Source organism: Methylobacterium tarhaniae, from assembly GCF_001043955.1.
GTDB classification, from domain to species: domain Bacteria; phylum Pseudomonadota; class Alphaproteobacteria; order Rhizobiales; family Beijerinckiaceae; genus Methylobacterium; species Methylobacterium tarhaniae.
Genome location: NZ_LABZ01000030.1, coordinates 1 through 24,199 on the forward strand (window position 1 = coordinate 1; position 24,199 = coordinate 24,199).

At 70.1% G+C, this 24,199-nt stretch carries 22 protein-coding genes and 1 pseudogene; 12 read left to right on the plus strand and 11 right to left on the minus strand.

The genetic code is table 11. From position 1 onward, the window contains the following. From VQ03_RS05525 to VQ03_RS05540, 4 genes and pseudogenes are all read right to left on the minus strand, one after another. Window positions 1-291 (minus strand): annotated as a pseudogene (locus VQ03_RS05525) (histidine kinase); the annotation flags it as partial. A gap of 73 nt (window positions 292-364) precedes the next feature. Continuing rightward, window positions 365-1,657, minus strand: a complete 1,293-nt coding sequence (locus tag VQ03_RS05530) for an adenylosuccinate synthase (RefSeq protein WP_048449873.1) — start codon at window positions 1,655-1,657, stop codon at window positions 365-367. 159 nt (window positions 1,658-1,816) lie between these two features. Beyond that, the gene (locus tag VQ03_RS05535) at window positions 1,817-2,179 is read right to left on the minus strand and encodes a hypothetical protein (protein WP_048449874.1); all 363 of its coding nucleotides are present in this window, start codon (window positions 2,177-2,179) and stop codon (window positions 1,817-1,819) included. A 119-nt stretch (window positions 2,180-2,298) separates the two neighbouring features. After that, window positions 2,299-3,150, minus strand: a complete 852-nt coding sequence (locus tag VQ03_RS05540; RefSeq protein ID WP_048449875.1) for a D-amino-acid transaminase — start codon at window positions 3,148-3,150, stop codon at window positions 2,299-2,301. A gap of 196 nt (window positions 3,151-3,346) precedes the next feature. Between VQ03_RS05540 and VQ03_RS05545 the strand changes: the two genes are divergently transcribed. Next, window positions 3,347-4,273: a dihydrodipicolinate synthase family protein gene (locus tag VQ03_RS05545; protein WP_048449876.1), complete on the plus strand. Its 927-nt coding sequence runs from the start codon at window positions 3,347-3,349 to the stop codon at window positions 4,271-4,273. 73 nt (window positions 4,274-4,346) lie between these two features. On the opposite strand, the gene purB is transcribed toward VQ03_RS05545, so the two are convergent. The 3 genes from purB to VQ03_RS05560 all read right to left on the minus strand — a co-directional run bounded on the left by purB (window position 4,347) and on the right by VQ03_RS05560 (window position 7,366). Beyond that, on the minus strand, window positions 4,347-5,657 hold the full coding sequence (gene purB / locus VQ03_RS05550) for an adenylosuccinate lyase (protein WP_048449877.1): 1,311 nt from the start codon (window positions 5,655-5,657) through the stop codon (window positions 4,347-4,349). A 297-nt stretch (window positions 5,658-5,954) separates the two neighbouring features. Beyond that, window positions 5,955-6,707 (minus strand): arginyltransferase, encoded by a 753-nt coding sequence (locus tag VQ03_RS05555; RefSeq protein ID WP_048449878.1) that lies wholly within the window; start codon window positions 6,705-6,707, stop codon window positions 5,955-5,957. A 143-nt stretch (window positions 6,708-6,850) separates the two neighbouring features. Continuing rightward, window positions 6,851-7,366 carry an RDD family protein gene (locus tag VQ03_RS05560; protein WP_048449879.1) on the minus strand — a complete coding sequence of 172 codons (516 nt, stop codon included), beginning with the start codon at window positions 7,364-7,366 and terminating at the stop codon, window positions 6,851-6,853. A 304-nt stretch (window positions 7,367-7,670) separates the two neighbouring features. Between VQ03_RS05560 and VQ03_RS05565 the strand changes: the two genes are divergently transcribed. Together VQ03_RS05565 and VQ03_RS05570 are read left to right on the plus strand one after the other, a co-directional pair. After that, window positions 7,671-7,961: a hypothetical protein gene (locus tag VQ03_RS05565; RefSeq protein ID WP_048449880.1), complete on the plus strand. Its 291-nt coding sequence runs from the start codon at window positions 7,671-7,673 to the stop codon at window positions 7,959-7,961. A 505-nt stretch (window positions 7,962-8,466) separates the two neighbouring features. Then, complete coding sequence (locus tag VQ03_RS05570; RefSeq protein ID WP_425350033.1) at window positions 8,467-9,363, plus strand: transporter; 897 nt, start codon at window positions 8,467-8,469, stop codon at window positions 9,361-9,363. A gap of 23 nt (window positions 9,364-9,386) precedes the next feature. Here VQ03_RS05570 and VQ03_RS05575 read toward each other — a convergent pair whose 3' ends face one another. The 3 genes from VQ03_RS05575 to hemB all read right to left on the minus strand — a co-directional run bounded on the left by VQ03_RS05575 (window position 9,387) and on the right by hemB (window position 12,230). Then, complete coding sequence (locus VQ03_RS05575) at window positions 9,387-10,628, minus strand: threonine ammonia-lyase (RefSeq protein WP_048449881.1); 1,242 nt, start codon at window positions 10,626-10,628, stop codon at window positions 9,387-9,389. A gap of 127 nt (window positions 10,629-10,755) precedes the next feature. Then, complete coding sequence (locus VQ03_RS05580) at window positions 10,756-11,148, minus strand: hypothetical protein (RefSeq protein WP_245291978.1); 393 nt, start codon at window positions 11,146-11,148, stop codon at window positions 10,756-10,758. A 32-nt stretch (window positions 11,149-11,180) separates the two neighbouring features. Further along, on the minus strand, window positions 11,181-12,230 hold the full coding sequence (hemB, locus tag VQ03_RS05585; RefSeq protein WP_048449882.1) for a porphobilinogen synthase: 1,050 nt from the start codon (window positions 12,228-12,230) through the stop codon (window positions 11,181-11,183). Window positions 12,231-12,464: 234 nt separating this feature from the next. Between hemB and VQ03_RS05590 the strand changes: the two genes are divergently transcribed. The 6 genes from VQ03_RS05590 to recA all read left to right on the plus strand — a co-directional run bounded on the left by VQ03_RS05590 (window position 12,465) and on the right by recA (window position 18,527). Next, window positions 12,465-13,517: an enoyl-CoA hydratase/isomerase family protein gene (locus tag VQ03_RS05590; protein WP_048449883.1), complete on the plus strand. Its 1,053-nt coding sequence runs from the start codon at window positions 12,465-12,467 to the stop codon at window positions 13,515-13,517. A 3-nt stretch (window positions 13,518-13,520) separates the two neighbouring features. After that, window positions 13,521-13,982, plus strand: a complete 462-nt coding sequence (locus tag VQ03_RS05595; RefSeq protein WP_048449884.1) for a DUF6163 family protein — start codon at window positions 13,521-13,523, stop codon at window positions 13,980-13,982. 174 nt (window positions 13,983-14,156) lie between these two features. Further along, window positions 14,157-14,672: a transcriptional regulator LdtR gene (gene ldtR, locus VQ03_RS05600; protein ID WP_048449885.1), complete on the plus strand. Its 516-nt coding sequence runs from the start codon at window positions 14,157-14,159 to the stop codon at window positions 14,670-14,672. 442 nt (window positions 14,673-15,114) lie between these two features. Beyond that, window positions 15,115-16,191 (plus strand): GDP-mannose 4,6-dehydratase, encoded by a 1,077-nt coding sequence (gene gmd, locus VQ03_RS05605; protein WP_048449886.1) that lies wholly within the window; start codon window positions 15,115-15,117, stop codon window positions 16,189-16,191. Further along, complete coding sequence (gene fcl / locus VQ03_RS05610) at window positions 16,181-17,137, plus strand: GDP-L-fucose synthase (protein ID WP_048449887.1); 957 nt, start codon at window positions 16,181-16,183, stop codon at window positions 17,135-17,137. Before gmd ends, fcl begins: the two co-directional genes overlap by 11 nt. A gap of 298 nt (window positions 17,138-17,435) precedes the next feature. Then, the gene (gene recA / locus VQ03_RS05615) at window positions 17,436-18,527 is read left to right on the plus strand and encodes a recombinase RecA (RefSeq protein WP_048449888.1); all 1,092 of its coding nucleotides are present in this window, start codon (window positions 17,436-17,438) and stop codon (window positions 18,525-18,527) included. Window positions 18,528-18,761: 234 nt separating this feature from the next. On the opposite strand, the gene VQ03_RS05620 is transcribed toward recA, so the two are convergent. Further along, a complete protein-coding gene (locus VQ03_RS05620) occupies window positions 18,762-19,175 on the minus strand; it encodes an MAPEG family protein (protein WP_048449889.1) in 414 nt (137 codons plus the stop codon). Window positions 19,176-19,366: 191 nt separating this feature from the next. On the opposite strand from VQ03_RS05620, the gene alaS reads away from it, so the two are divergent. The 3 genes from alaS (at window position 19,367) to rfbB (ending at window position 24,198) form a co-directional block, all read left to right on the plus strand. After that, window positions 19,367-22,033, plus strand: coding sequence for an alanine--tRNA ligase (alaS, locus tag VQ03_RS05625; RefSeq protein WP_048449890.1), 2,667 nt, complete (start codon window positions 19,367-19,369; stop codon window positions 22,031-22,033). Between the two features lie 450 nt (window positions 22,034-22,483). After that, window positions 22,484-23,038, plus strand: a complete 555-nt coding sequence (gene rfbC / locus VQ03_RS05630; protein WP_048449891.1) for a dTDP-4-dehydrorhamnose 3,5-epimerase — start codon at window positions 22,484-22,486, stop codon at window positions 23,036-23,038. Window positions 23,039-23,145: 107 nt separating this feature from the next. After that, a complete protein-coding gene (gene rfbB / locus VQ03_RS05635; RefSeq protein WP_048449892.1) occupies window positions 23,146-24,198 on the plus strand; it encodes a dTDP-glucose 4,6-dehydratase in 1,053 nt (350 codons plus the stop codon). Window position 24,199 lies beyond the last annotated feature (1 nt).

The window sequence follows — 24,199 nt, forward strand, 5'->3', positions numbered from 1 at the left end:
GGGCAGCTCCGGGGGCGGCTCCGATGCCTCCCGCGGCGCGGAAGCCTCCTGCGGCGGCTCCGGGGGCGCGGGCTCCGGCTGGCCGCCATGCTCGATCTCGAGCCGCGCGATCGCCCGGTCGAGGGAGACCCGCTCCGCCTCGATATCGGCTTCCGACAAAGGTGGATCGAGGGAGCGGAGCTGGCCGATCAGCGCCGCGCGCGCGCGTTCGTAGACCGTGTGCCGCATGTCGGGCGAGCGGTCGGGCAGGGCCTCGAGGGCGCGGGCGAGCAGGGGATAGTAATCGGCCATGGTCGCCGCATGCCTTGTCGTGCGAGGCGGCGGGCGTCAAGCTTCGCCCGCCTTCGTGCGCGCTGGATTCCCCTCAATCCTCGAAGGGGTTGTGGACCAGGATGGTGTCGTCCCGCTCCGGCGAGGTCGAGAGAAGCGCGACCGGCGCGCCGATCAGCTCCTCGATCCGGCGCACGTACTTGATCGCCTGGGCCGGCAGGTCGGCCCAGGAGCGGCCGCCCGCGGTGGTCTCGCTCCAGCCCTCGAAGGCCTCGTAGATCGGCTCGACCCGGGCTTGGTCGGCCTGGCTCGCCGGCAGGTGGTCGATCTCGCGGCCGTCGAGACGGTAGCCGGTGCAGATCTGGATGGTGTCGAATCCGTCCAGGATGTCGAGCTTGGTCAGCGCGATGCCATCGATGCCCGAGGTCCGCACGGTCTGGCGCACGAGGGCGGCATCGAACCAGCCGCAGCGGCGCTTGCGCCCGGTGACGACGCCGAACTCGCGGCCGCGCTCGCCGATCCGCTCGCCGATCGCGTCGGTGAGTTCCGTCGGGAACGGCCCCTCGCCGACCCGGGTGGTATAGGCCTTGACGATGCCGAGCACGTAGCCGATCGCGCCCGGGCCGAGGCCCGACCCCGTGGCGGCCTGCGCCGCCACGATGTTGGACGAGGTGACGTAGGGGTAGGTGCCGTGGTCGACGTCGAGGAGCGCGCCTTGCGCGCCCTCGAACAGGATGCGCTTGCCGGAGCGGCGGGCATCGTCGAGGAGCGACCACACCGTGTCGGCGAAGGGCAGGATCTTCGGCGCGATGGCGAGCAGCTCGGCCTTCAGCGCCGCGCCGTCGATCTCCTCGATGCCCAGGCCCCGGCGCAGGGCGTTGTGGTGGGCGAGCAAGCGGCCGATCTTGGCGTCCAGCATCTCGGCATCGGCGAGATCGACGACGCGGATCGCCCGGCGGCCGACCTTGTCCTCGTAGGCCGGGCCGATGCCGCGCTTGGTGGTGCCGATCTTCAGGACCGCGTTCGAGGTCTCGCGGAAATGGTCGAGCTCGCGGTGCAGCGGCAGGATCAGGGTCGCGTTGTCGGCGATGCGCAGGTTCTCGGGCGTGATCGCCACGCCCTGCTGGCCGATCCGGGCGATCTCCTCGACGAGGTGCCAGGGATCGACCACCACGCCGTTGCCGATGACCGAGAGCGTGCCGCCGCGCACCACGCCCGAGGGCAGCAGCGACAGCTTGTAGGTCACGCCGTCGATGACGAGGGTGTGGCCGGCATTGTGCCCGCCCTGGAAGCGCACCACGACATCGGCCTGCTCGGAGAGCCAGTCGACGATCTTGCCCTTGCCCTCGTCGCCCCACTGGGCGCCCACGACGACGACGTTCGTCATATCACAATACCCGTCCCTGCCCGCCGCGCGAAAAGCCCCGGCGCACGAGGCGCGGGGCTGATCGGCTGCGAATGGTGTCACGCGTATGCGCTCTTCGGCGATCCGGGCCGGGAAATCAAGCGACGCCCGAGGGATGGGCCATGCGCGGAGGTGCCGGCTCTATTTCGCCTGCGTGTTCGGGCCCTGGCCCGGCAGCTCGCCCGGCTTGATCACCGGGGTCGAGTTCGGGGTCGGGTCCGGCGGCCTCACCGCCATGTCGGGGGCGCCGGTGGCCGGCGGCTTGATGACGCCGTCGGATTGCTGGAGTCGGTCGCTCAGGGTCGAGCCGGTGGTGTCGGTCTTGTCGGCATTCGAGGTCGCGTCGCCCGGCCGCACCTTCTCGGGGATGGTCTGGTTCAGGGGCGGCAGGTTCGGGTCGCGGTCGCGCCCCTTCAAGGGCACTTCGGGCGACTGGGCGAGAGCGGCGGTGGCGCCGGCGACGATCGCCAGCACGGCCAACCCGCCGCGCATCAGCTTGGACATCGGGTTTCTCCCAAGGATGGGTCTCCTCAGGGAAACCGGGCCGGCTCCCGTGGGTTCCGGCCCTGCTTGGGTTCGGCTGGCCTTAGGCTTGGCTGGCCTCGGGCTCGGCCGGTCTCGGTTCAGCCGGCCTTCGCCATATCGAGGTAGAGGTCACGCAGGCGCCGGGTCATCGGGCCGGGCTGGCCGCCGCCGACCCGCTTGCCGTCGATCTCGACCACCGGCATCACGAAGGCGGAAGCCGAGGTGAAGAACGCCTCGGAGGCGGCCAGGGCCTCGTCGATCGTGAAGGCGCGCTCCTCCACCGTCAGGCCGTTCTCCTCGGCGAGCCGCATCACCGCCCGGCGGGTGATGCCCGGCAGCAAGGCCGTCGAGAGCGGGCGGGTGACGATGCGGCCGTCCTCGGTGATGATGAAGGCGGTGGAGGAGCCGCCCTCGGTCACGAAGCCGTCCTCGTGCATCCAGGCTTCCGCGACGCCGGCGGCGGCCGCCTGCTGCTTGGCCAGAACCTGGGCGAGCAGCGCGACCGACTTGATGTCCCGGCGCTTCCAGCGCAGGTCCTCGACCGAGATGACCTTGGCGCCGCGCTCGGCGAGCGGGTTCGCCGAGACGTTCTTGGCTTGGGTGAACATCACCACGGTCGGCGGCGTGCCCTCGGGCGGGAAGGCGAAGTCGCGCTCGGCCACCCCGCGGGTCACCTCCATGTAGACGAGGCCTTCCTCGAGGGCGTTGCGGGTGACCAGCTCCTCCTCGAGCCGCGTCCATTCGGCGATGGTGTGGGGATTGCGGATGCCGATCTCGCCCAGCGACCGGTCGAGGCGGGCGAGATGCGCCTCGTTGTCGACGAGGCGCCCGTTCAGCACCGCGCTCACCTCGTAGATCCCGTCGGCGAACAGGAACCCGCGGTCCATGATCGGGATCGTCGCCTCCTCGAAGGGCACGAAGCGGCCGTTGACGTAGACGATGCGGGACATGCGGGTCTTCCTCTCGCGGGGCCGACGGCGCGGCCGGTCACGAACAAGCCGCCCTTGAAGCACCGCTCGGCGCCCGGCGGCAAGCGTGATTCCGGCCGCCCGGCCTTGCATGATTCGTGCAGGCGGCCGGCGCGCGCGGCGGTTGCGCGGGGCCGCCGCCCCGACCTATCGTCCGGCGACACCGAGAGGAAACGACATGCGGCTCACCCCCGACGCGAAGGGCGTCTTCCCCATCGCCCCGACCCCGTTCCACCCGGACGGCCGCATCGACGAGGCCTCGATCGACCGGATGACCGATTTCTACGGCGAGATCGGTGCCACCGGCCTCACCGTGCTCGGCATCATGGGCGAGGCGCCCAAGCTCGACGGCGCGGAGGCGGTGGCGGTGGCCTCGCGGGTGATCCGGCGCACCCGGCTCCCGGTCGTCATCGGCGTCTCGGCCCCGGGCTTCGCCGCCATGGGCTCGCTCACCCGCGCGGTGATGGATGCGGGCGCCGCCGCCGTGATGATCGCGCCGCCGCCTTCCTTACGCACCGACGACCAGATCGTCGGCTACTACGCCCAGGCCGCCGAGGTGATCGGGGCCGACGTGCCGTTCGTGATCCAGGACTATCCCCTGACCTTGAGCGTGGTGATGACCCCCGGCGTGATCCGCCGCATCGTCACCGACAATCCGAACTGCGTCATGCTCAAGCACGAGGACTGGCCGGGGCTGGAGAAGATTTCGGCGCTCCGGGCCTTCCAGCGCGACGGCTCGCTGCGGCCGCTCTCGATCCTGTGCGGCAATGGCGGCCTCTTCCTCGACTTCGAGTGCGAGCGCGGGGCCGACGGCGCCAATACCGGCTACGCCTTCCCGGAGATGCTGGTCGACGTGGTGCGCCTCTCGGCGGCCGGCGAGCGCGAGCGCGCCCACGACGTCTTCGACGCCCACCTGCCGCTCCTGCGCTACGAGCAGCAGCCCGGCCTCGGCCTGGCCGTGCGCAAATACGTGCTGATGCGCCGCGGCATCCTGGCCTCCGACGCCCAGCGCAAGCCCGGCGGCGGCCTGTCCGCGACGGCCAAGGCCGAGGTGGACTTCCTGCTGGAGCGGCTGGGCCGGCACGATCCGCGGGCGCGGGTCTGACGGCCCTGCGATTGGTCCGGGGATCACCGCAGGGTGAGCCCCGGGACTTTTCAGCAGACCGCGCGGCGCGCGATCAGGCTGCCGAGCCGAACACGCGCCGGAAGATCGTGTCGACGTGCTTGAGGTGGTAGCCGAGGTCGAAGCACTCGGCGATCGCCTCGGGCTTGAGCGCCGCCGTCACGTCCTTGTCGGCCTGGAGCAGGGTGAGGAAGTCGCCCTCGCCGCGCCAGACCGGCATCGCGTTGCGCTGGACCAGGCGGTAGGCGTCCTCGCGCGACACGCCGGCCTGGGTCAGCGCCAGCAGCACCCGCTGCGAGTGGACGAGGCCGCCGAGCCGGTCGAGGTTGCGCTGCATCTGCTCGGGGTAGACGAGCAGCTTGTCGACCACGCCGGTGAGACGGGCGAGCGCGAAATCGAGGGTCACGGTGGCGTCCGGGCCGATCATCCGCTCGACCGAGGAATGCGAGATGTCGCGCTCGTGCCAGAGCGCGACGTTCTCCATCGCCGGCAGCGCGTAGGCGCGGACCATGCGGGCGAGGCCGGTCAGGTTCTCGGTGAGCACCGGGTTGCGCTTGTGCGGCATCGCCGAGGAGCCCTTCTGGCCTTCGGAGAAGTACTCCTCCGCCTCGAGCACCTCGGTGCGCTGCAGGTGGCGCACCTCGATCGCCAGCCGCTCGATCGACGAGGCGACGACGCCGAGCACCGCGAAGAACATCGCGTGGCGGTCGCGCGGGATGACCTGGGTCGAGACCGGCTCGGGGGTCAGGCCCATCTTCTCGGCGACGTATTCCTCGACCCGCGGGTCGATGTTGGCGAAGGTGCCGACGGCCCCCGAGATGGCGCAGGTCGCGACCTCCTCACGCGCCGCCACCAGGCGGGCGCGGGCGCGCTCGAACTCGGCATAGGCCTGGGCGAGCTTGAGCCCGAAGGTGACCGGCTCGGCATGGATGCCGTGCGAGCGGCCGATGGTCGGGGTGAGCTTGTGCTCGAAGGCCCGGCGCTTGAGCGCGGCGAGGAGCCCGTCGATATCGGCGATGAGCAGGTCGGCGGCGCGGGCGAGCTGCACGTTGAGGCAGGTATCGAGCACGTCCGACGAGGTCATGCCCTGGTGGACGAAGCGCGCCTCGGGCCCGACGATCTCGGCGAGATGGGTCAGGAACGCGATCACGTCGTGCTTGGTGACGCGCTCGATCTCGTCGATGCGCGCGACGTCGAACACCGCGTCGCGGCCCTTCTCCCAGACCGTCTCCGCGGCCTCTTTCGGCACCACGCCGAGCTCGGCCAGCGCCGTGGTGGCATGGGCCTCGATCTCGAACCAGATCCGGAAACGCGTCTCCGGCGACCAGATCGCCGTCATCTCGGGCCGGCTGTAGCGGGGGATCATCGTCGGGGCTCCTGCTCACGGGTGGGTCGGTTGCCGCGACGGCTATGGGATGCGAGGCGAGAAGGCAAGGAAGGCGAGAAGGCAAGGAAGGGGAGGGGAGCGGCCACTCTTGAGCGCCCGCGGCAACCTCGAGCGCCTGCGACGTCACGGCGCCGCTTCGGCACCGCCATGGGCCCGGGCCGGAGCAAGTCGGTCAAGGTTTCATCGGACGGGTTGAAGATCCGAACAGATGACGGGTCCGACCCGTGGCCGATGGCGACAGGTCTTGTCGCCAACGGATCCCGGCGACGGGCCCGCTCAGGTCTCTTCCACCCGGGCCCAGCCGTTCGGCATCAGCCGTTCCTGGGGTGTGAACTTCGCCTTGTACTGCATCTTGCGCGAGCCCTCGACCCAGTAGCCGAGGTAAAGGTAGGGCAGGCCGAGGCTGCGGGCGCGCTCGATGTGGTCGAGGATCATGAAGGTGCCGAGCGAACGGTCGGCCTCCGCCGGATCGTAGAACGAGTAGACCATCGACAGCCCGTCGGCGAGCACGTCGGTGAGGCAGACGGCGATGGGCGAGCCGGTGCCGCGGCCGTTGATCGCCGTGTCGGGCCCGCGCCTCCGGTAGACGACCAGGTGGGTCTCGACGTGGCTGTCCTCCACCATCATGGCGTAGTCGAGCACCGTCATGTCGACCATGCCGCCGTCGCCGTGGCGGGCGTCGAGGTAGCGGCGGAAGAGGGCGTATTGCTCCGAGGCCGGCCGGTTGGCCTGGGCCTGGCCGATGAGGTCGCGGTTGCGCTTGATCACCCGGCGCTGGCTGTCGCTGGGCTTGAAGTCGTCCACCACCACCCGCACCGAGATGCAGGCACGGCACGTCTCGCAGGCCGGCCGGTAGGCGATGGTCTGCGAGCGGCGGAAGCCGCCCTGCGTCAGGATCTCGTTGAGGTCGCGGGCGCGCCGGCCGACGAGGTGCGTGAAAACCTTCCGCTCCTGCTGCCCAGGCAGGTAGGGGCACGGCGAGGGCGCCGTGAGGTAGAACTGCGGTGCATCCCGCGGATGGCTGGTCACGCTTCGTCGTGCTCGCAGGCAGGGACCGGCCTGTGGGCCGGGGAGGGGAGGATAGCACCGGCGCGGCCCGCCTCAACAGGCTACGGCCGCGCCGGTGCGAAATCCTGGGATTTAAGCGCAATGGGACGCAGAAGGTTGCGCCCTCACGCGTCGTGCACCACCGCGAGATCGATGACGAGGTCGTGACCCATGCGCCGGTCGGCCCGCAGCAGGCCGATGCCGATGTCGAGGAGCCAGAGCAGGAAGGTCGACAGCGCGACGTAGAACAGGAGCGCGTGCACCGCCGCCGTGATCCAGTCGACCGGCGCACCGGTCGTCGCCCGCACCGCCCGCAGGCCCAGCATCCGCATGCCGAGGGTGCTCTGGCGCGGCCCGCCGACGGTGATCGCGCTGTAGATGATGCCGCTCGCCGGCAGGATCGCGTACAGCACCCAGGCGACCCCGAAGGTGATGACCCCCAGGAACGAGATCGCCAGCCACAACAGGCAGCTGAAGCCGAAGATGAACACAATGTCGAGCAGGTAGGCCATGAAGCGCCGCGACAGCGAGCCATGCGCCACCAGCACCGGCGGTCCGGCCCAGCCCGGCCCGCCCGGCGGGATGGTGCCCTGCTGATAGGAGTGGCCCGGAGAGGGACCGCCTTGCCAGGAATTCGCCATCGCTTCCGCCTCTGCCTGTTCGCCCGCCGATAAGGTGGGCGCGGCCGCGCTCCGGCTCAAGGGTGCCGCCGCGGGCACGGCTCTCCTCCAGGCGATCTCGCACCTGCGTCATCGCGGATGGTTCCGGCCTTCGGTCCGCCGCGTGCCCTTGCGCACCTTGCTGTAGAGTTAGCTGGATTAAATCATGATAGACTTGGTGTGCGGGTGCGCACATCAATAAATATTCTTCTATTTCAGTCTCTCGATATGGAAGCGGGCGGGTTCCTGCGAGCAGGGACCGCGCCTCGGATCGAGGACGACATCCATGACGAAATTCGCGCTCACCACGCTCGTCGCCGCCACGCTGGCGCTCCCTCTCCTCGCCGCCCCCGGGGCGGCCCGGGCCGATGGCGGGGGCGGCGGGCGGATGCCGGCGGGCGGCGCCCATATGAGCAGCTACGTCCACCATCCCTACCACGACCCGCGCTCCTCCCACTGGCAGAAGCGCAGCACCGGTCAGCTGCTCGGCGCCCCGATGATGGCCGATCAGGGCGCCAGGCTCCTGCCGCGCACCTCCGGCGTGCCGGCCTGGGCGGTGCAGCCGGGGCGCCGCTGAGCCGCCGCATCCCGGCGTCGCCGGCCCGGGCGCCGCCGGGACCCGAGGGTCGAGACGGGTCGCCGTCGCATCATCGTCCAGGCGCGGCTGCGCCCGGGCGGCGGGCGTCCCGCTGGCGGTGCCGGCCTGGTGCGAGCAGGAGCGCCGACGACGCAGGATATCGCAGCAAACGTTGCTCCGAGATCAATTCATCCATGGCATCTAAGAATATTTCAGCGTTGACTACCTCGTGTCGTCACGAGCACATGTGGCCGTGGTGAGATGGGCGTTGTGTTATAGATCTAACAAGCCGTCTTATAAAATGACAATCAAGCCGTGAGAGCGGCAACAAGAACATGGGGAAGCCTGCATGGGAACGCCTGACTGGAAGGCTTGGCGCCAAAACTCTGGGGAAGAAGGCTTTCTACAAGAAAACTCTAGCAACGAAGACTCCGGGACGGGCCGAAGCATCGCGCTGACCGGCCTGCTGCGCCAGGACGCCGCCCGCGAGGCGTTCCGGCGGGGAGTGGCGTCAGGTGCGAGGTCGCGCGCCCTGCGTCGTCGGGCGGCCGCCGGCCTCGCCGGGGCGGCGTGCTGCCTCGCCGGGGCGGGCCCGGCCGCAGCCGGCTCCGCCGCCCAGCCCGGGCAGTCGGTCGGCCTGCCCGTCGGCGCCCAGATCCCGCACGGGTTGTACCTGATCACCGCGTCGAATTTCGGCGTCCGCGACACCGCCCCGGGCGTGACGCCCCTCAACGTCAACACCGTCACCCTGGCCTGGGCGACGCCGTGGGATCTCCTCGGCGGGCGGGTGCAACTCTTCGCCGGCGTGCCGTACTCGGCGGTCGGCCCTCAGAACAGCGCCTGGCAGAGCGGAGTCGGCCAACCGCTGCTGGCCGGCCAGCTCGCCTGGGATCTCGGCGGCGATGTCGGCTTCAGCTACCTGCTCGGCGGCTATTTCCCGAGCCAGACGGGCTTCACGACCCAGGCCCCGTCCCTGACCCACCGCTTCGCGCTCAGCTACGTCGGCAACGACTGGAACCTGACCGGGCACCTGTTCTACGGCCACTTCCTCGGCGACCGGCCGCCGCCCGGCGTCGCGACCTATCCCGACTACATGAACCTGGACCTGACCGCGACGAAGAAGTTCGGCAAGTGGCAGGTCGGCGCGGTCGCCTTCGCCTCCACCGACCTGCCGGCGGGCGTCGCCGGCTATCGCTCCCAGGGACAGATCGCAGTGGGTGGGCTGGTCGGGTACAATTTCGGCCCGGTGAACCTCCAGGCCTTCGTCACCCGCGACGTGATCGACCGCAATTACGGCGGCCGCGACACCCGGGCCTGGCTCAGGGCCGTGATCCCGCTCTACCAGGACAAGCAGGAGGCCGCGCCCGGCCGCACCCTGGTGACGCGGGAACAGTCGCGCTGAACCGGCAATCCCGCGCGACGGGGTCATCCCCCCGTCGCCGCGTTCCCGTGCGGCCCGATCCGCCGCGGCTCCAGCCCTTCCCGGCCGAGCGTGTCGAGGATCTCGGCGGTGTGGCCGGGGCCGCGGGTCTCGATGGTGACGTCGATCGAGACGCTTTTGGCCGGCACGTCGAGGTGCAGGCGGCCATGCGAGACCTCCAGGATGTTGGCGCCGAGCTCGCCGAGGCGCCCGGCCACCCGGCCGAGCACGCCGGGCCGGTCGCTCGCGGTCATCCGGAACGAGATGATGCGGTCCTCGCGCTCCAGCTCGCGCACCATCACCGAGGCGAGCAGGCGGGCGTCGATGTTGCCGCCGCACAGAACCAGGCCGACGGTCCGGCCGGCGAAGAGATCGGGCCGGGCCAGCAGGGCCGCGAGGCCCGCCGCCCCCGCGCCCTCGGCGAGGCTGCGCTGGAGCGTCGCATAGTCGTGTACCGCCCGCTCGATCTGCGGCTCGTCGACGAGGACGATCTCGCGCACGAGGTCGCGGATGATCGGCAGGGTCAGGCGGCCGACGGTCTTGACGGCGATGCCCTCGGCGAGGGTCGGCCCGCCGATCGGGCGGTCCTGCCCGTCGATGGCGTTGAGGAAGGAGGGGTAGAGCGCGGCCTCGACGCCGACGAGCGACACACGCGGCCGCAGGCTCGCCGCCATCGCGATCCCGCTCATCAGCCCGCCGCCGCCGATCGGCACCACGAGGCAGTCGAGGTCGGGGGCATCCTCCAGCATCTCGAGGGCGATCGTGCCCTGGCCGGCCATCACCAGGGGATCGTCGTAGGGGTGGACCAGCACGAAGCCGTGCGCCTCGACCAGCCTGTCGACCGCGGCGGCCGACTCGACCAGGGTCTCGCCCTCCAGCACCACGGTGGCGCCGTGGGCGCGGGTGTTCTCCACCTTCACCAGCGGGGTCGTCGCCGGCATCACGATGGTGGCCGGGATGCCGAGGCGCTTCGCATGGTAGGCCACGGCCTGGGCGTGGTTGCCGGCCGACATCGCCACCACGCCGCGGCGGCGCTCCGATTCCGTGAGCGCGCTCAGGCGGTTGACTGCCCCGCGCTCTTTGAAGGCGCCGGTTGCCTGCATGTTCTCGTGCTTGACGAGGACCCGCGCCCCGGTGAGCTCCGACAGGCGCGGCGCCGGCACGAGCGGCGTGCGCAGCACGTGGCCGCGGACCGTGTGGGCGGCCCGGACCACGTCGTCGGGGGTGATGGCGTAGTGTTGGCTCAAGACGACCTCCGGGACGAGATCACGCTAAGCGGGCGAGGCATTGGCGGGCGAGGCATTGGCGGGCGACGCGTCGCCCGCTCAGGTTGCTGTTCTGTCGCAGATTTTTGTCGCAAAACCGGCGATCGCGTCAGCCCGACCCCGGCTCGGCGAGCGCCGCGTCCGGCGTGTCGAGATAGTAGTGCTTGAGCAGGTAGAGCGCCGCGCCGCCGATCGGGCCGCGGTCGCTCGTCAGCCCCGACAGGTCGGTGCGGCTCATCCCCGAGAACTGGCAGATTGCGTAGCGCGGCAGCGGGCTGCGGCCCTCGCGCTCCTGCACGAAGTCGATGCGGATGCTGCGCTCCTGCGGCCCGGCCGCCTCGCGCCGCACCGTGATGCGGGCGCCCTCCGGCACCAGGGTCGGCAGGGCGCGCCGGCAGATCCGGGCCTGCTCGGCGTCGTGGCTGCCCGAGCAGGCGCCGAGGCCAGCCAGGGCCGCGACCAGGATCGTGAGCCCGAGGCCCGCCCCCGCTCTCGCCCTCACCCTTGGTGTCAGGTTCACCGTTGGTGTCAGGTTCACCCTTGGCGCAGCCGCTCGGCGACCCGCGGCGCGAAGTAGGTGAAGATGCCGTCGGCGCCGGCGCGCTTGAAGGCGGCCAGGCTCTCCATCATGGCGCGCTCGCCGTCGAGCCAGCCGTTCTGGGCGGCCGCCGCGATCATCGCGTACTCGCCCGAGACCTGGTAGGCGAAGGTCGGGACCGAGAACGTCTCCTTCACCCGGCGGATCACGTCGAGATAGGGCATGCCCGGCTTCACCATCACCGAGTCGGCGCCCTCGTCGAGGTCGAGGGCGACCTCGCGCAGGGCCTCGTCGGTGTTGCCGGCATCCATCTGGTAGGTGCGCTTGTCGCCCACCAGCGTGGCGTTGGTGCCGATCGCGTCGCGGAACGGGCCGTAGAAGGCGCTCGCGTATTTCGCCGCGTAGGTCATGATCTGCACGTCGCGGTGCCCGGCCCGGTCGAGCCCGGCCCGGATCGCCCCGACCCGCCCGTCCATCATGTCGGAGGGGGCGATCACGTCGGTGCCGGCCTCGGCCTGGATCAGGCTCTGCTCGACGAGGAGCGCCACCGTCTCGTCGTTGACGATCACCCCGTCCTCCAGAAGGCCGTCATGGCCGTGGCTGGTATAGGGGTCGAGGGCGACGTCGGTGATGATCCCGATCTCCGGCACCGCCTTCTTCACAGCCCGCACGGCGCGGCAGACCAGGTTGTTGCGGTTGAGCGCCTCGGAGCCGGTGGCGTCGCGCAAGGACGGTTCGACGAAGGGGAAGAACGAGAGCGCCGGGATGCGCAGCGCGGCGGCCCGCTCGGCCGCCCGCACCGCCTCGTCGACGGAGAGGCGCTCGACGCCCGGCATCGAGGCCACGGGCTCGCGCCGGTTCTCGCCCTCGATGAGGAAGATCGGCCAGATCAGGTCGTCGACGGTGAGCGTCGTCTCGCGCACCAGGCGGCGCGACCATTCCGCCTTGCGGTTGCGCCGGGGGCGCTGGGTGAGCGCGAGGGAGGCCGGCTCCGTCCGGGCGGCTTCCCGGGCGAGCGGCCGGGGCATCGGCTGGATCTGCGACATCCGGGGTCGGGCCTCCTGGTGGCCCGCTCCGTGCCGGGCCGGTTCCACGTCGAATTCGTCCAATCCGCAGGTAGCACAGTCCGGCAGGCGCCAGAACCCTGGCAGAGGTCCGGAGGCGGGACGCGCATGCATGGCAGGGCCGCGAGCGGCCCTGGACGAGGCAGGCTCGGCCGCCCGATGCCGTTGACGCGGCGGGTTGAGCCCGGTTAACCGCCTTTAACCGGGAGGCGGATCATGAGCGACGCGGGCGTGACAGCGGACGACGCGGTTCTGTGCGAGCGGCGGGGCGCGGCCGGGTTCATCACCCTCAACCGGCCGAAGGCGCTCAACGCCCTCACCCTCGAGATGGTGCGCGCGATGCGCAGGGCCCTCGACGCATGGGCGGCGGATCCGGCGGTGACCCGGGTGGTGGTGCAGGGCGCCGGCGAGCGCGCCTTCTGCGCCGGCGGCGACATCCGCCGCATCCACGAGGAGGGGCGCGCCGGGCATTACGTGCAGGCCGAGACCTTCTTCCGCGAGGAATACGAGCTCAACGCGCTGATCCAGCGCTACCCCAAGCCCTATGTCGCGCTGATCGACGGCATCGTGATGGGCGGCGGCGTCGGCGTGTCGCTGCACGGCTCGCACCGGGTGGCGGCGGAGCGCACGGCCTTCGCGATGCCCGAGACCGGGATCGGCTTCTTCCCCGACGTCGGCGCCACCTACGCCCTGCCGCGGCTTCCGGATTGCGCCGGCACCTATCTCGCGCTCACCGGCGAGCGGATCGGCCAAGGCGACGTCCTCGCCTTCGGGCTGGCCACCCACGCCGCACCCGCCGCCCGTTTCGCGGCGATCCGCGACGCGCTCGGCGAGGGCGGGCCGATTGAGGCGGCGATCGGCGCGCACGCGATGCCGGCCCCCGGGCCGCTCCACGCCGAGCGGGCGCTGATCGCCTTCTGCTTCTCGGCCGACAGCGTCGCAGAGGTGCTGGCGCGCCTCGATTCCGTCGGGTCCGCGTTCGCCCAGACATCCGCCGCGACGATCCGGACCCGCTCGCCCACCAGCTTGACCCTGGCGCTGGCGCAGATGCGCCGCGGTGCCGGCCTGTCCTTCCCGGAGGCGATGCGGCTCGAATACCGCATCCTGTGCCGGATCCTGCGCGGGCACGACTTCTACGAGGGCGTCCGCTCGGTGCTGATCGACCGCGACGGCCGGCCGGACTGGCAGCCCGCCACCCTGGAGGCGGTGCGGCCGGACGACGTCGAGGCCCATTTCGCGCCGATGGCCGGCGAGCCGAGCTTCACCTGACCGATGCGCTCGCTCAGCAAGGTCCGGGGCGCTCCCCGGCGGGCCAGGCCCGAGGAGGTCGCCGACCGCATCGAGCGCCGGGCCCCGAGGCCCGAGACGCGCTGGGACGTGGTCCTGGTCTGGCTGATGCGGGTCGTGGCCGTGGTCTGGATGGTGAAGGGCCTGAGCGCCTGGGCCGAGATCCTCGGCGCCCGCCCCAACGCCGCGCCGTTCGAGGCCGCGCCGATCGGCCGCCAGGCGGTGATCGTCTATTTCGGGGTCATCAACCTGCTGGCGGCGGTGGGCCTGTGGCTCGCCACCGCCTGGGGCGGGGTGGTCTGGCTGCTTGCCGCCACCTCCGCCATGGTGCTCGCCCTGCTCACCCCGCAGCTCCTGCCGATGTCGCTGCCCAGCCTCGCCTTCGACGGCATGATCATTCTGGTCTACTTCACGGTCTCCTGGCTCGCCTCGCGCGAACTACGCTGAGCCTCAACCTTTCTCGGAAGTGAACGATCAGGTTCATCTTCGGTTTACCGACAGAGGTAAATCGAGAATTTATCCTGTCGTTTAAACTCACATTCACGGGGTCCGCCTAATTTGAACCCATAAGCGGAGCGGGACGAAACCGCCGAGCATCCCCGGACAGAGTGAGGCGTTCCGATGAAGACCCAGGCGACGAAGGTGGCGCAGACGATCTCCGCTCCCGAGACCGAGACCGCCGTCCGCCCCCACTACCTCGAGGCCCTCCACCTGGTCGAGCGCCTGCACCGCCGGCTCCTCGACGTGATCAAGGACGAGTTCGATCGCCGCGGCCGCGAGGACGTCAACAGCGTCCAGGCTCTCCTGCTCTACAACATCGGCGACAAGGAGCTGACCGCGAGCGAGCTGCGCACCCGCGGCTACTATCTCGGCTCGAACGTCTCGTACAACGTCAAGAAGCTGGTCGAGGCCGGCTACCTGCACCACGCCCGCTCCAAGACCGATCGCCGCTCGGTGCGCATCAGCCTCACCGACAAGGGCCGCGAGGTGCACGAGATCGTCCGCGGGCTCTACGACAAGCACGCCAAGACGATCCAGCCGATCGGCGGCATCTCCGAGGACGATTTCGGCCGCCTCAACCAGGCGCTGGCCCGCCTCGAGCGGTTCTGGACCGACCAGATCCGCTACCGGCTCTGATGCCGGTTCCGTCGAGCGGCAGATCCGGGACGGCCGCCAGGTCGTTCCGGGATCGCGCAGCGGAGCCTCGGATGCCGAGGCGCAGGCGATGTGGCACGCGGTGTGGAGCGCCGTCCGCCCTGTTCTGAAACCATCCGTGCATCCGGAATTCGGGCTCCGCGGCGCGGCCGCGGAACGACGTGGTGAGACGAGGGCATGGGCCTGCCATGACGGTCGCCGCAGCGCCGATGCCGTGCACGCCTGTCCTTGCATCGACCGCGGCGGTGCGCCGCATTCGTGCAGAATACTGATGGTGAAAAATACGTATTGAAATTTTCTCGTCATCGACACGAGTCGATGCGTCAAGATGTCGTGTGCATCCAATTCGGGTCTTCTGGGTTGCCTTAGAAGTCGTATTTCCAATACAATTGTGGAAATACGTACGTAATTCAACGGGCGGCCTATGAAAATTGATCGATCGAAGAAAGTAGCCTTGATCACGGGCGTGACGGGGCAGGATGGTGCCTACCTGTCGGAGATCTTGCTGCAGAAGGGCTACATCGTCCACGGGATCAAGCGACGGTCGTCGTCGTTCAACACCGGGCGCATCGAGCACCTGTACCAGGATCCGCACGATCACGATCAGCGCTTCGTGCTCCACTACGGAGACATGACCGATTCGACCAACCTGATCCGCGTCATCCAGCAGGTGCAGCCGGACGAGATCTATAACCTGGCGGCACAGAGCCACGTCCAGGTCAGCTTCGAGACGCCGGAATACACCGCCAATGCCGACGGCATCGGCACGTTGCGGATCCTCGAGGCGATCCGCATCCTCGGCCTGGAGAGGAAGACGCGCTTCTACCAGGCCTCGACGTCCGAGCTGTACGGGCTGGTCCAGCAGGTCCCGCAGAGCGAGACGACGCCGTTCTATCCCCGCAGCCCCTACGCGGCCGCGAAGCTCTACGCCTACTGGATCGTGGTGAACTACCGCGAGGCCTACGGCCTACACGCCTCCAACGGCATCCTGTTCAACCACGAGAGCCCGCTGCGCGGCGAGACCTTCGTGACCCGCAAGATCACCCGCGCGGTCGCGGCGATCCGGCACGGCCGGCAGGACAAGCTCTACCTCGGCAATCTCGACGCCCGCCGCGACTGGGGCCACGCCCGCGACTATGCCCGCGGCATGTGGCTGATGCTGCAGCAGGACGAGCCCGACGACTACGTGCTGGCGACCGGGACGACGACCCTGGTCCGCGACTTCGTCACGGAGGCCTTCGCGCAAGCCGACATCGCCCTCGACTGGTCGGGCCACGGCATCGAGGAACGGGGGCTCTGCGCCCGGACCGGGCGCGTCCTCGTCGAGGTGGATCCGCGCTACTTCCGGCCGACCGAAGTCGACCTGTTGATCGGCGATCCGACCAAGGCCCGCGAGAAGCTCGGCTGGACCCACGAGACGACGTGGCGGGACCTCTGCGAGGACATGGTCCGCCACGACCTGTCGGCCCTCGCCCAGGAGCAGCGTCGCCATGTCGGATAAGAACCATTACCCGCTCGCGGGCAAGCGCGTCTGGGTCGCCGGGCATCGGGGCATGGTCGGGAGCGCGGTCGTGCGCCGCCTGGCCGGCGAGGGCTGCGAAATCCTCACCGTCGATCGCCGCACCGTCGACCTCACGCGTCAGGCCGACACCGAGGCCTGGATGGCGCAGGCGCGTCCCGACGCCGTCGTGCTCGCCGCCGCCCGGGTCGGCGGCATCATGGCCAACAGCACCTATCCGGCCGACTTCCTGTACGACAACCTGATGATCGCCGGGAACGTGGTCGAGGCCTCCCGCCGGTTCGGGGTCGAGAAGCTGCTCCACCTCGGTTCGAGCTGCATCTACCCGAAATTCGCGCCCCAGCCGATCACCGAGGACGCCCTGCTGACCGGCACGCTCGAGCCGACGAACGAGTGGTACGCCGTCGCCAAGATCGCCGGGGTCAAGCTCACCCAGGCCTATCGCCGCCAGCACGGCTGCGACTTCATCTCGGCGATGCCGACCAACCTCTACGGGCCGGAGGACAATTTCGACCTGACGAGCAGCCACGTCCTGCCGGCGCTGATCCGCAAGGCCCACGAGGCCAAGCTGCGCGGCGACGACGAGCTGGTCATCTGGGGCACCGGCTCGCCGCGGCGGGAATTCCTGCACGTGGACGATTGCGCCGACGCGCTGGTGTTCCTGCTCGAGACCTATTCCGGCGACCGGCACGTCAATGTCGGCTCCGGCACCGACATCGCGATCTACGACCTGGCCCAGATCGTCGCCGAGGTCGTCGGCTTCCGCGGGCGGATCGCGAAGGATCCGAGCAAGCCCGACGGAACGCCGCGCAAGCTGATGAGCGCGGAGACGCTCCGGTCGATGGGCTGGGCGCCGCGCATCCCGCTGCGGGACGGGATCCGCTCGGTCTATGCCTGGTTCCTGGAGAGCTGGACGGAGGCGGCCTGAGGACGGGCCGGCCCGCCGCTCGTCCCGCATTCGGACCGGGCGGCGGGCGCAAGGGAGCGACCCGCCCGATCGGCGCAGCCGGGCCGGAAGGGCTTGCGGGGGAGGGGACCCGACGGCCCCGCGCGGCCGGATGTCCGTGGCCCGCACCACGAAACATCCCCGGACGCGCGGCCTCACACGGCCGGAACGCCGGTGCAAATTCCCTACCGCCCCTTGCCGAATGAGAACAAAACAGGTACATAAATCCCAGCCGCGCGATTGAGACTTGCCGCCCCTCCTGCCATAAGGACCCGCCGAGATGGCTCAGCCCCAGATGCGACTGGTGGAAAACCCGACCATGGACAAAGACAAGTCGAAGGCGATCGACGCCGCCCTCGCCCAGATCGAGCGCGCCTTCGGCAAGGGCTCGATCATGCGGCTCGGCAAGGGCGACAAGGTGCAGGAGGTCGAGGTCGTCTCGACCGGCTCGCTCGGCCTCGACATCGCGCTCGGCGTTGGCGGCCTGCCGCGCGGGCGCGTGATCGAGATCTACGGGCCGGAATCCTCCGGCAAGACCACGCTCGCCCTCCACACCATCGCCGAAGCCCAGAAGAAGGGCGGCGTCTGCGCCTTCGTGGATGCCGAGCACGCCCTCGATCCGGTCTATGCCCGCAAGCTCGGCGTCAACCTCGACGACCTGCTGATCTCGCAGCCCGATACCGGCGAGCAGGCCCTCGAGATCACCGACACGCTGGTGCGCTCCGGCGCCATCGACGTGCTGGTGGTCGATTCGGTGGCCGCGCTCACCCCGCGGGCCGAGATCGAGGGCGAGATGGGCGACCAGCAGCCGGGCCTCCAGGCCCGCTTGATGAGCCAGGCCCTGCGCAAGCTCACCGGCTCGATCTCGCGCTCGAACTGCATGGTCATCTTCATCAACCAGATCCGGATGAAGATCGGCGTGATGTACGGCAGCCCCGAGACCACGACGGGCGGCAACGCGCTGAAGTTCTACGCCTCGGTGCGCCTCGACATCCGGCGCATCTCGACCCTCAAGGACCGCGACCAGCCGATCGGCAACAGCGTTCGGGTCAAGGTGGTCAAGAACAAGGTGGCGCCGCCGTTCAAGCAGGTCGAGTTCGACATCATGTTCGGCGAGGGCGTGTCGAAGGTCGGCGAGCTGATCGACCTCGGCGTCAAGGCCGGCATCGTCGAGAAGTCGGGCGCCTGGTTCTCCTACGACAGCCAGCGCCTCGGCCAGGGCCGCGAGAACTCGAAGGGCTTCCTGCGCGACAACCCGGACATCGCCAACAAGATCGAGGCCTCGATCCGGCAGAATTCGGGTCTCGTCGCCGACAAGATCCTGGAGAACGCAACCCCGACCGCGGACGACCTCGACGAGGGGTCGGCCTGACCCGAGGGGTCAAGTCGAGGAGACATGGGGGGCCGCCGCGCGAAGAGCGCGGCGGTCCTTCTCGTTGTGCGGGGCTGTGCGGGGAAAGAAGAGGAGCCGGCTTCCCCTTTCCCCGACAGATTCCGGGCTCGCCCGGGATCTGCAAGTGACGGACGAAGTCGGGCAAGCCCGACTTCGTTGCGGGGGAGAGGACGAACCTGCGCCTATTCCGGTCCTCGGATACCTCGTTCGCCGTTACGGCGCGCCCGGACCCGCCCAGCCGAACAACCCCGCGAACACGAAGCCGATGCCGACGACCGCCACGCCCCAGACCGGCGTGCGGATCCACGGGATGCCGAAGCCGTAGATCGGCAGGTAGAGGAGGCGGGCCCAGAAATAGAGCTGGGCTCCCCATGCCACCGCGCCGCCCTGCCTCCCTGAGACGGCGGCGGCCAGCACCAGGGCGGCGAAGAGCGGGAAGGTCTCGAAGAAGTTCTTCGACGCGCGCTGGAGCCGGGCGGCGGCGCCGGTGACCTCGCCCTCGCTCTCCCGGTTGCCCGCCGCCCAGGTGAGCCCGCCGCGTTGCCCGAGCCCGGCGGCGGAGGCCGCCACGATGTGGGCGAAGCCGAGGGCGGCCGAGAAGGCGAGGAGACGGATGTCTTCGGTCATGACGGCGTGGGTCCTGCCGGGCGGGCCGGCGGCCGCGCTTGCTCCGGCTCAGATAGCGGCTCAGCCCTGCCTCGACATGGGGGAGGCGCGTGACTAAAGACACGCGGATGCATCCGCGGGCCGCCCGCCGGTGCGCCGTATTGTCAGCCCGCCCTTCGCCCGGCCCGCCTTCCGCAGAGACGATTCTTCCCATGAGTGGCGTCAACGAGATCCGGTCCACCTTCCTGGACTACTTCGCCAAGCACGGCCACGAAGCGGTGCCGTCCTCGCCGCTGGTGCCGCGCAACGACCCGACGTTGATGTTCACCAACGCCGGCATGGTGCAGTTCAAGAACGTCTTCACCGGCGTCGAGAAGCGGCCCTACCAGCGCGCCGTCACGGCGCAGAAATGCGTGCGCGCCGGCGGCAAGCACAACGACCTCGACAATGTCGGGTACACCGCGCGCCATCACACCTTCTTCGAGATGCTGGGCAACTTCTCGTTCGGCGACTATTTCAAGCCGCTGGCGATCGAGCTGGCCTGGAACCTCGTCACCAAGGAGTTCGGGCTCTCGCCCGAGAAGCTGCTCGTCACCGTCTACGCCGACGACGAGGATGCCGCCACCCTGTGGCGCAAGATCGCCGGGTTCTCCGACGACCGCATCATCCGCATCGGCACCTCCGACAATTTCTGGCAGATGGGCGATACCGGCCCCTGCGGGCCGTGCTCGGAGATCTTCATCGACCAGGGCCCGGAGCTGTGGGGCGGCCCGCCCGGCAGCCCGGAGGAGGATGGCGACCGCTTCCTCGAGTTCTGGAACCTCGTGTTCATGCAGTACGAGCAGATCGAGCCGGGCAACCGGGTCGACCTGCCGCGGCCCTCGATCGATACCGGCATGGGCCTGGAGCGCATGGCGGCGATCCTCCAGGGGGTGAAGAGCAACTACGACACCGACCTGTTCCGCAGCCTGATCGACGCCGTGGCGCATCAGGTCGGCCGGGCGCCGGAGGGCAAGCAGACCGCCTCCTACCGGGTGATCGCCGACCACCTTCGCGCCTCGTCCTTCCTCGTCGCCGACGGGGTGCTGCCGAGCAACGAGGGCCGCGGCTACGTGCTGCGCCGGATCATGCGCCGCGCCATGCGCCACGCCCAGCTCCTCGGCTCCCGCGACCCGATGATGTACCGGCTGGTGCCGACGCTGGTCCGCGAGATGGGCCAGGCCTACCCCGAGCTGGTGCGGGCCGAGAGCCTGATCGCCGAGACCCTGCGCCTGGAGGAGACCCGCTTCCGCCGCACGCTGGAGCGCGGCCTGTCGATCCTCGACGCGGAGACCCGCGACCTCTCGGAAGGCCAGAGCCTGTCGGGCGAGACCGCCTTCACCCTCTACGACACCTACGGCTTCCCCCTCGATCTGACCCAGGACGCGCTGAAGTCCCGCGGCATCGGCGTCGACACCGACGGCTTCACGGCCGCGATGCAGCGCCAGCGCGCCGCCGCCCGCGCCGCCTGGTCGGGCTCCGGCGAGGCCGCCACCGAGACCCTGTGGTACGGCCTGCGCGAGCGCACCGGCGCCACCGAGTTCCTCGGCTACGACACCGAGGAGGCCGAGGCCGTGGTCACGGCGCTCGTGCGCGGCGGCGCCGAGGTCGAGGCGATCCGGGCCGGCGAGGAGGGCCTGCTCGTCGTCACCCAGACGCCGTTCTACGGCGAGTCCGGCGGCCAGGTCGGCGATACCGGCACCGTCACGGGCCAGGGTCTCAAGGTTCGCGTCACCGCGACCGAGAAGAAGCTCGGCGACCTCTTCGTCCACCACGTCGCGGTGGAGGAGGGCGCGTTGAGCCTCGACCAGCCGGTCGAGCTGAAGGTCGATCACGGGCGCCGCTCGGCGATCCGCGCCAACCACTCGGCCACCCACCTTCTGCACGAGGCCCTGCGCCAGGTGCTCGGCGACCACGTCGCCCAGAAGGGCTCGCTCGTCGCGCCTGAGCGCCTGCGCTTCGACATCAGCCATCCGAAGCCGATCGAGGCCGAGGAGCTCGCCCGGGTCGAGGAGATCGCCAACCGGGTGCTGCTCCAGAACGAGCCGGTGGTGACGAAGCTGATGGCGGTCGACGACGCCATCGCGTCGGGCGCCCGGGCGCTGTTCGGCGAGAAGTACGGCGAGGAGGTCCGCGTGGTCTCGATGGGCCGCGACACCGCCCCCGACGGCCGGCCCAAGACCTTCTCGGTCGAGCTCTGCGGCGGCACCCATGTCGGGCGCACCGGCGATATCGGCGTGGTGACGATCCTCGGCGACAGCGCGGTGGGCGCCGGCGTGCGCCGGATCGAGGCGATGACGGGCGACGCCGCCCGCCGCCACCTCGCCGGCGAGAGCCGCCAGCTCGCCGCGCTGGCCGGCCTGCTCAAGGTTCCGGTCGCCGAGGCGCCGGAGCGCCTGGCGGGCCTCCTCGAGGAGCGCCGCCGGATGGAGCGCGAACTGGCGGATGCGCGCCGCAAGCTCGCCATGGGCGGGGGCGGCAGCGCCGCCGCCGATGACGGCGTGCGCGAGGTCGCCGGCACGAAGCTGATGGCACGCGTCGTGCAAGGGGTCGAGATGCGCGACCTCAAGAGCCTGGCCGACGAGGGCAAGAAGCGGCTCGGCTCCGGGATCGTGGCGATCGTCGGGGTGGCGCCGGACGGCAAGGCCGGCCTCGTCGTCGGCGTGACCGAGGACCTGACCGGCCGGTTCGACGCCGTCGCCCTGGTGCGGGCGGGGTCGGAGCGGCTCGGCGGCAAGGGCGGCGGCGGGCGCCGTGACATGGCCCAGGCCGGCGGTCCCGACGGCGCGGCGGCCGAGGCCGCTCTGGAGGCGGTTGCGGCTTCCCTTGCGGGGGCCTGATCCCGGCCTGGAACCGGGGGACGAGACGGGGAGCGTGCGGGGGGATGGCGGCCGACATCGAAGCGTCACGGGTGATGCTCTAGAGCCACAGGCCGTCCGCTTCATGCGGTGACGCGGCGGGGGCGATGATCGCCCCCAAGACGTGGCCGCATCCGCGCGTTCTGCGCCTGGGCGATCCGCCTTGTCCCAAATATTGGTTTGCCTCTCCTGAAATCGCACTTGGCCGAGAGCGCCCGCTGTCCCCATCGATCCGGCAGGGTTCTATCGGTGCATGTTGCGGCTCGTCTCGCGCGATCGGGCGCAGCCGACGATCGAACTTGCTCGGACCGTGCCGGCGAAGTAGAGGCTGCGGATATGCGGCTCTGGCCGGTCAGGCCGACGCTGTCGTGCCACGATTGCTGGGCATGAGGCCCCAAATCAAGGCCGCGCGAGATCGGAAGGTGAGGCAGGATGCAGGTCATCGGTCAGGCGATACCGGCGGTGAAGCTGGTGATCCCGAAGCGGCACGGCGACGCCCGTGGCTGGTTCTCGGAGACCTACAGGGCCGACATCCTGGCCGCCAACGGCGTCGAGGATCACTTCATCCAGGACAACCAGTCCTTCTCGGCGCAACAGGGCACCGTGCGCGGCCTGCACTTCCAGCGCCATCCCTTCGCCCAGGCCAAGCTGATCCGGGTGCTCGCCGGCGCGATCCTCGACGTCGCCGTCGACCTGCGCCGCGACTCGCCCACCTACGGCCGGCACGTCGCCGCCCGCCTCGATGCCGAGAACGGCCACCAGCTCTACGTGCCGATCGGCTTCGGCCACGGCTTCTGCACCCTCGAGCCGGACACGATGGTGGCCTACAAGGTCGCCGGCGGCGTCTACAGCCCCGAGCATGACGGCAACCTGCTCTGGAACGACCCCGCCCTCGGCATCGACTGGCCGGTGAGCGAGGCCGAGGCCCAGCTCTCGGCCAAGGACAAGGTCGCGCCGCGCTTCGCCGATCTTCCGCCGCTGTTCTGAGCGTCGCGCCGGCGGCCTCCCGCGCCGCCGCCGGCCATCACGATCACACGGCGAGCTGCTTCGCCGCGCGCCGACGGGCGCCATCCTCTCAGGAGATCATCCACCCCATGCGCATCCTCGTCACGGGCGGCTGCGGCTTCATCGGCTCGGCCCTGGTCCTCCACCTCGTCCAGGATCTCGGCCACGAGGTCCTGACCCTCGACGCGCTCACCTACGCGGCGAACCCGATCTCGCTGATGCCGCTCAAGGGCGACAACCGGCACCGCTTCGCGGAGGCCGACATCTGCGACCACGAGAAGGTCGGCGCGCTCTTCGCCGAGTTCCGCCCCGAGGCCGTGATGCATCTCGCCGCCGAGAGCCACGTCGACCGCTCGATCACCGGGCCGGGCGCCTTCATCCGCACCAACGTGGTCGGCACCCAGGTGATGCTGGAGGCCGCCCGCGCCTACTACAACACCCTGTCGGGCGCGGAGCGCGAGGCGTTCCGCTTCCTCCACGTCTCGACCGACGAGGTCTACGGCTCGCTGCCCCCGGGGGGCTTCTTCACCGAGGACAGCCGCTACGACCCGCGCTCGCCCTACTCGGCCTCGAAGGCGGCCTCCGACCACCTGGCCCGCGCCTGGCACGAGACCTACGGCCTGCCGGTGCTGGTCACCAACTGCTCGAACAATTACGGGCCGCGGCACTTCCCCGAGAAGCTGATCCCGCTGATGATCCTCAATGCGCTCGAGGGCAAGAGCCTCCCGGTCTACGGCGACGGCCAGAACGAGCGCGACTGGATCCACGTCGAGGACCATGCCCGCGGCCTCGTCGCGGTGCTGGAGAAGGGCCGGGTCGGCGAGACCTACCTGCTCGGCGGCCGCTCGGTGCGCAACAACCTCGACGTGGTGAAGACGCTCTGCGCCATCTTCGACCGGCTGCGGCCCGAGGCCGGCCCGCACGAGCGCCTGATCCAGTTCGTCACCGACCGTCCCGGCCACGACCGGCGCTACGCCATCGACCCGAGCAAGGCGGAAGCCGAGGTCGGCTACAAGCCCAGCCGCACCTTCGAGCAGGCGCTGGAGGACACCGTGCGCTGGTACCTCGACAACGAATCGTGGTGGCGCCCGATCCGCGAGGGCCGCTATTCGGGCGAGCGCCTCGGCCTGAGCGCGGAGTAGG

What these genes read in the sequence shown, in the direction of transcription:
- VQ03_RS05545 (WP_048449876.1), top strand. Translation starts at nt 3,347, where the DNA reads ATGCGGCTCACCCCCGACGCGAAGGGCGTCTTCCCCATCGCCCCGACC.
- VQ03_RS05535 (WP_048449874.1), bottom strand. Translation starts at nt 2,179, where the DNA reads ATGTCCAAGCTGATGCGCGGCGGGTTGGCCGTGCTGGCGATCGTCGCC.
- rfbB (WP_048449892.1), top strand. Translation starts at nt 23,146, where the DNA reads ATGCGCATCCTCGTCACGGGCGGCTGCGGCTTCATCGGCTCGGCCCTG.
- fcl (WP_048449887.1), top strand. Translation starts at nt 16,181, where the DNA reads ATGTCGGATAAGAACCATTACCCGCTCGCGGGCAAGCGCGTCTGGGTC.
- gmd (WP_048449886.1), top strand. Translation starts at nt 15,115, where the DNA reads ATGAAAATTGATCGATCGAAGAAAGTAGCCTTGATCACGGGCGTGACG.
- hemB (WP_048449882.1), bottom strand. Translation starts at nt 12,230, where the DNA reads ATGTCGCAGATCCAGCCGATGCCCCGGCCGCTCGCCCGGGAAGCCGCC.
- ldtR (WP_048449885.1), top strand. Translation starts at nt 14,157, where the DNA reads ATGAAGACCCAGGCGACGAAGGTGGCGCAGACGATCTCCGCTCCCGAG.
- VQ03_RS05560 (WP_048449879.1), bottom strand. Translation starts at nt 7,366, where the DNA reads ATGGCGAATTCCTGGCAAGGCGGTCCCTCTCCGGGCCACTCCTATCAG.
- rfbC (WP_048449891.1), top strand. Translation starts at nt 22,484, where the DNA reads ATGCAGGTCATCGGTCAGGCGATACCGGCGGTGAAGCTGGTGATCCCG.
- VQ03_RS05540 (WP_048449875.1), bottom strand. Translation starts at nt 3,150, where the DNA reads ATGTCCCGCATCGTCTACGTCAACGGCCGCTTCGTGCCCTTCGAGGAG.
- recA (WP_048449888.1), top strand. Translation starts at nt 17,436, where the DNA reads ATGGCTCAGCCCCAGATGCGACTGGTGGAAAACCCGACCATGGACAAA.
- alaS (WP_048449890.1), top strand. Translation starts at nt 19,367, where the DNA reads ATGAGTGGCGTCAACGAGATCCGGTCCACCTTCCTGGACTACTTCGCC.
- VQ03_RS05590 (WP_048449883.1), top strand. Translation starts at nt 12,465, where the DNA reads ATGAGCGACGCGGGCGTGACAGCGGACGACGCGGTTCTGTGCGAGCGG.
- VQ03_RS05595 (WP_048449884.1), top strand. Translation starts at nt 13,521, where the DNA reads ATGCGCTCGCTCAGCAAGGTCCGGGGCGCTCCCCGGCGGGCCAGGCCC.
- VQ03_RS05565 (WP_048449880.1), top strand. Translation starts at nt 7,671, where the DNA reads ATGACGAAATTCGCGCTCACCACGCTCGTCGCCGCCACGCTGGCGCTC.
- VQ03_RS05620 (WP_048449889.1), bottom strand. Translation starts at nt 19,175, where the DNA reads ATGACCGAAGACATCCGTCTCCTCGCCTTCTCGGCCGCCCTCGGCTTC.
- VQ03_RS05530 (WP_048449873.1), bottom strand. Translation starts at nt 1,657, where the DNA reads ATGACGAACGTCGTCGTCGTGGGCGCCCAGTGGGGCGACGAGGGCAAG.
- purB (WP_048449877.1), bottom strand. Translation starts at nt 5,657, where the DNA reads ATGATCCCCCGCTACAGCCGGCCCGAGATGACGGCGATCTGGTCGCCG.